At 61.0% G+C, this 4,819-nt stretch carries 4 protein-coding genes; 3 read left to right on the forward strand and 1 reads right to left on the reverse strand.

Annotated elements, in window-relative coordinates:
• Positions 1–279: 279 nt before the first annotated feature.
• The 3 genes from ACMO6A_RS13050 to ACMO6A_RS13060 are packed head-to-tail and all read left to right on the forward strand — an operon-like array spanning position 280 to position 4,012.
• Complete coding sequence (locus ACMO6A_RS13050; protein ID WP_418471386.1) at positions 280–891, forward strand: plasmid mobilization protein; 612 nt, start codon at positions 280–282, stop codon at positions 889–891.
• A 7-nt stretch (positions 892–898) separates the two neighbouring features.
• Positions 899–2,917: a relaxase/mobilization nuclease domain-containing protein gene (locus ACMO6A_RS13055; protein ID WP_418471389.1), complete on the forward strand. Its 2,019-nt coding sequence runs from the start codon at positions 899–901 to the stop codon at positions 2,915–2,917.
• Between the two features lie 3 nt (positions 2,918–2,920).
• A complete protein-coding gene (locus ACMO6A_RS13060; protein ID WP_418471387.1) occupies positions 2,921–4,012 on the forward strand; it encodes a hypothetical protein in 1,092 nt (363 codons plus the stop codon).
• Between the two features lie 618 nt (positions 4,013–4,630).
• On the opposite strand, the gene ACMO6A_RS13065 is transcribed toward ACMO6A_RS13060, so the two are convergent.
• A partial coding sequence (locus tag ACMO6A_RS13065; protein ID WP_418471388.1) for a hypothetical protein occupies positions 4,631–4,819 on the reverse strand: 189 nt, incomplete at its 5' end.

Raw genomic sequence — 4,819 nt, forward strand, 5'->3', positions numbered from 1 at the left:
GGATGGCGGGCAATCGAAACGCGGACGACATTTTGACATCAGATGACCGGTGCAAGGCGGTCTAAACCCAGGCAAATAGGGGTAGGATACTGAAAACTTCGCAAGAGACGCATAGTTGTACCTCCATCGTAGATGTATGTACAACTATGCCGCCGAAGTCGGTCAGGTTTCCGCCACCGGGCACGGCCCGCCGACGGAAACCCGCCCGCCTCCGGCGCTTGCCAGGGCTCCGCCCTTGGACCGGGGTCGCGCACAGGTGCGCGAGGAATTGGAGGAAGCGTGGCAAAAAATGCCACCTCGCAGACAAGGATGGTCAGCATCAGGTTGACCGAGGAAGAGATCGGCACACTCAAGGCCAAGGCGAGCCTTGCAGGTGCGACCGTCACGGACTTCATCCGCGAGACGGCGATCTACGGCAAGCAGGAGTTCACGCTGGCGAAGCTGCCCGGCGGCGATTGCGTAGACGTGAAGGAGGCGCTGGAAGGGCTGCTCGACACCGAGCACCGCACAGTGCAGAAGCATTTCAATGTGACGCCCTACGAGGATACCTTCATCCGGTCCGCTGCCAAGAAGGCCGGCATGACGCAATCGCGCTTCATGGTCGACCGCATCCTCCATACGCCCATGTACTACATCGGCGACCCCGATTTCTTTCAGAAGTTCTTCTACGAGCTTAACAAGCAGGGAGTGAACCTGAACCAGCTCACCGCCGCGGCCAACACACTGGTCCTCCTACAGGACATGCCTGATGTGAGCAAGGAGCGTCGACGCGAGCTGATCGGGCAAATCGAGAACTTCGTCGCGACCCTGAAGGACCCCTACTGCAAGGCGCTCGCGGAGACGCGCGGCCTCATGATGCAGCTCAGGCGTCAGTCGGAAGTGGAGCGCTAGCATGGCGATGCTCAAGACGCTCGCCCGTAAGTTCGGCGGATGCAAACAGATAAAGGACTACCTCGCGCGCAACGGCCGCGCCGTGACGTTCCGTTCCAGCTCAATCGATCTCAATAGCGCCGACTGGGACGAGCAGATGGACGCGACGCGCCAGATGTTCGGCAAGGACAAGGGGCGCAAGTACTACCACTTCGTGATCTCACCCGACCCAGAGGACGGCCTGGATGCCAATGCGGTCGACACCTTGGCATACGATTGGGTGCGTGAGCGCTACAGTGGATACCAGTGGGTGATCGAGACCCACAGCGACAACGGCATCCCGCACGCGCATATCGTGGTCAACTCCGTCAATCCGGTGGACGGCAGGAAGATACACCTCGACGACGATGACGTGCAGGCCGACGCGATGGAACTTCAGCGCATCTGCCGCGATTACGGTTATACCGCTTTCGACAACTTCAAGTTCTCGAGGGATGAGGACGGTGCCTGGTACGCGCGCACGCCGCGCCCCGACCGCCGCCGCGAGGTCGTCTTGCAGGAGGCGCGCCCGGCGCGCCGACATGTGACGGACGCACAGCGCCGCGCACGGTACAGCGGGAAGAAGCTATGGACCGATGCGATGCATGACGATATCGAGTCGACACTACAGGGCTGCCGGACATGGCCCGCGCTCGAGAGGCGCTTGGCGGAGAAGGGCTATCGCATCAACGTCAACCGCCGCGGCGTGTTGACGTTCTACCCGCCCGAGGGCAAGGGGCACCCCGTGAAGGGCTACAAGCTAGATGACTCCTATACGGTCGAGGGGCTGCGTGACCGCCTTGCCGTGCGTCTCGAGGGACAGCGTCCGAACGTGAAGATGTGCGCCGAGGACCTTGTCCCGGACGTCGTCCTGCCGCCCATGACTTTCGAGGCGGTCGCGTCCGACAACCTCGAGCGGTCGAAGAGAATCGAGCGCTCCGCCGCGCGTCTCGCCGCCGCGGCCGATGCCGTGAACATTATCCGCGAGCGCGGCTACCTCAGCTACGCGGACATGGCGGCGGATGCCAAGCGCCTCGCCGCCGAGGTCGAAGCGCTTGACGCGAAGGCCGACGCGCTCAAGCTGGAGGCCGAGCAGACCGCCGAGGCCATCCGCCAGGTAGAGGTCTACACGGCCTGCGCCGCGCAGCTAACCGCGCGCCCGGACAACCCCGGCGCGCTCGCGGCGTGGCGCGAGGACAACGCCGACGAGCTCCGCGAGATGGAAAAGATCCGCAAGTGGATGGCCGAGCGCGGCATCGTGCTCACCGATACGACCTATACGGACCTTCTCGCGCGCCGCGACGGCATCAAGACAGATGCCGTGAACCTCGCTTCGGCGGCAGGCGACATCCGCAACCGCTCGCGCCGCCTTTCCGCCGCGGTCGATGTCCTGACCTCATCACAGATGCCGATCGGCCCCACCGATGTGCGGGGCCGCGGCGCCAAGGTAATCACCGCCGAGCAGACCGCAATGCTGACGAGCGAGTACGTCCGCTACCGGAAGGCCTATTCGGAGTCGATCGCGGCGGGCGCGCTCACGCCCGACAAGATCAAGCAGATCGAGCGCGACCACGAGCGCGCCAAGGCGAAGATCATCGGCGAGCAGCGCGAGGAGGACCTGCGCGCGGAGCGGTCGGCCTACGGCATAGCCGGAAGCGAATGGGCGCAGGACGCCCCCGTGACGATCGCCGCGCCCGGCGAGACGGACAGGAGTGCGAAGCCCGGATGGAAGCCGTACCTCCAGCGCCCCGCAACCGACAGGCAGATGAAATATCTCGAAGACCTCGTGGAGTCCGGCGTCATCGCCAAGGCCGACATCGACAGCCTCGGCGGTGAGCCGACCATCGCCGACGTCAACGCATTGCTGAACAGCCATCCGAAGGTCAAGAACCTCGAACTCGAGAAGAGGGACGAAGGCAAGACGAGAGACGCGCGGACGTATACGCAGATCCGAGACGATATTGACGACGACGGCTATACGCCGGCGAACTACACAAGGAGGAGATAGACGGTGAACATCATCGTGAAGATGCACGACAGGGCCCGCGTGATCGAGACGACGCGCATGGACCTGCACAGCGGCATCATGCTCGAGGACGATTTCCTCGATATTTCCGATTACCTGAACCAGGGCGTGCTTCTAGAGCGCAGCGTGTTCATCACAACAAGCGACGACATGCAACTCCTCAAGCGCGCCGTGACGATCATCGAGCCGGACGAGCTGGACGCCATAGACGGCGTCTATGCGGACGGCAAGCCGATCCTCGTGAGGACCGAGGACGGTTCGCGTTTGGCTCCGGCCGTCTTCGAGGTGCTGTTCGACGACAGCGGCAACTACTTGGGCGACCACGGGCAGGGCCTCTGCATCTACTATGAGTCTGGCAGCTACGAGACAATCGTGCCGACTGTGCTCTCGTTCGGTGACGGCATGCTCATGGCCGACGACCTGATCGATTGGAGCGACCTGAACTCGGGCATCACATGGACCCGCGGAACCTGGACGCGCGGCGACCGGAACCTTATGGAGCTCCGTCCCGAGCCCACGGTCGTGGTCGACCCGGAGCAGTACGCGCACATGGAGCTCATGACCTTCGGCGGCGCGCTCGTGGCCATGAAGACCGCGGGCGGCATGGTGAGCGGCGGCGGCACCGTCTCGGACGATCCCGATGCCGACGATGCCGAGACCGAAAGCGAACCGCAGCCGCCCCAAGACGCGGAAACCGATGGCGCTACGGCAGACGCCGCCGAAGACGTCACCGACGACCGAGCCTCAGCGGAAGACGGCCCCGATGCGGATTCACCCGAGTCTACCGCGGACACCGCGGGAGACGGCTCGGAGGCAGATATCGACCTCGAACCCGGCGGCTTGGAGACCGAGTCCGCCGAGATTGACAGACTTGAGTATGAGTACGGCCTATTGAAGAAGGTCGAGGATTACCGGGCTGGCAGGCTTGAGACCGTGACGCTCGACGAGCTGGAGGAAAGCCTTGACTTGGCGAGTCGAGGTCGACAAGGACATCCAGCGTTCGATGAAGACAGTGACGACGATGATGACAGCGACGACTACGAGGAAGACGATTCGATGTTCGCCGACCTCTTCTAGAAAGTAACAACAGTGATACCAGCGGCGGCAAAACGGCCGCCGCGGGCGTTTCACCTTCCCGTTACAAATTGAAACACTTGGGGAAGTTAAGCCATGGAAGTTAACAAGGAAGATCAAGTGAAAGAAAGCATAGCTATAAACCGCTTGATCTATTTGTTTCGCAAGATGACAGCAACACTGATCTGCTTGCTCACTCAGTGAATCTCCATCGTTTGTTCGCTACCTGATAACGGGTTCCTGTTTGATAATCGGATATATGGAAGATTGGACAAAAGACGGTAACGGCAGAATGAGACGCGTTCACAAGCGATACGTTGACGTCGTCGCACACATGCGCGACGATGGCTTTTTGGAGCCACTAAGCATCGCGTGGCGCGACGGTCGCACCTTTAGAGTGACGCAAGTGATCGAGGTGGGGGAGTTCCGCCCCGGCTTCGAAGGCTTCTTCACGGCTAAATACCGCGTAAGCATTGGCAACCGAAGAACGAGCTTGTACCTAGAACAGCACCTAAACCGACCAGAAACAGGCATGCCGCCAACCGTCCGATGGTGGGTTCATGAGTTCGTATAATTGTCAGAACAAGCCAATGGTATAACGCCTTCTTATGCTCGCGATACCTATGCCAAGGCACCCGGAAACCGGGTGCCTTTTTCGATATTTACCCCGTTCAGCGAATAGATTTTTCCACCGCGGGTAGAACTCTGGACATTGGGGGCGTATCCCCTCATATCGATTGAAGACCCGAAATCGCATTTGTGGGAAAGGAAATCGAAATGTCCGTAAATGTAAGTGGTCTGTATGGCCTT

The organism is Eggerthella sp. (assembly GCF_048329335.1).
GTDB classification, from domain to species: domain Bacteria; phylum Actinomycetota; class Coriobacteriia; order Coriobacteriales; family Eggerthellaceae; genus Eggerthella; species Eggerthella lenta.

What these genes read in the sequence shown, in the direction of transcription:
- ACMO6A_RS13055 (WP_418471389.1), top strand. Translation starts at nt 899, where the DNA reads ATGCTCAAGACGCTCGCCCGTAAGTTCGGCGGATGCAAACAGATAAAG.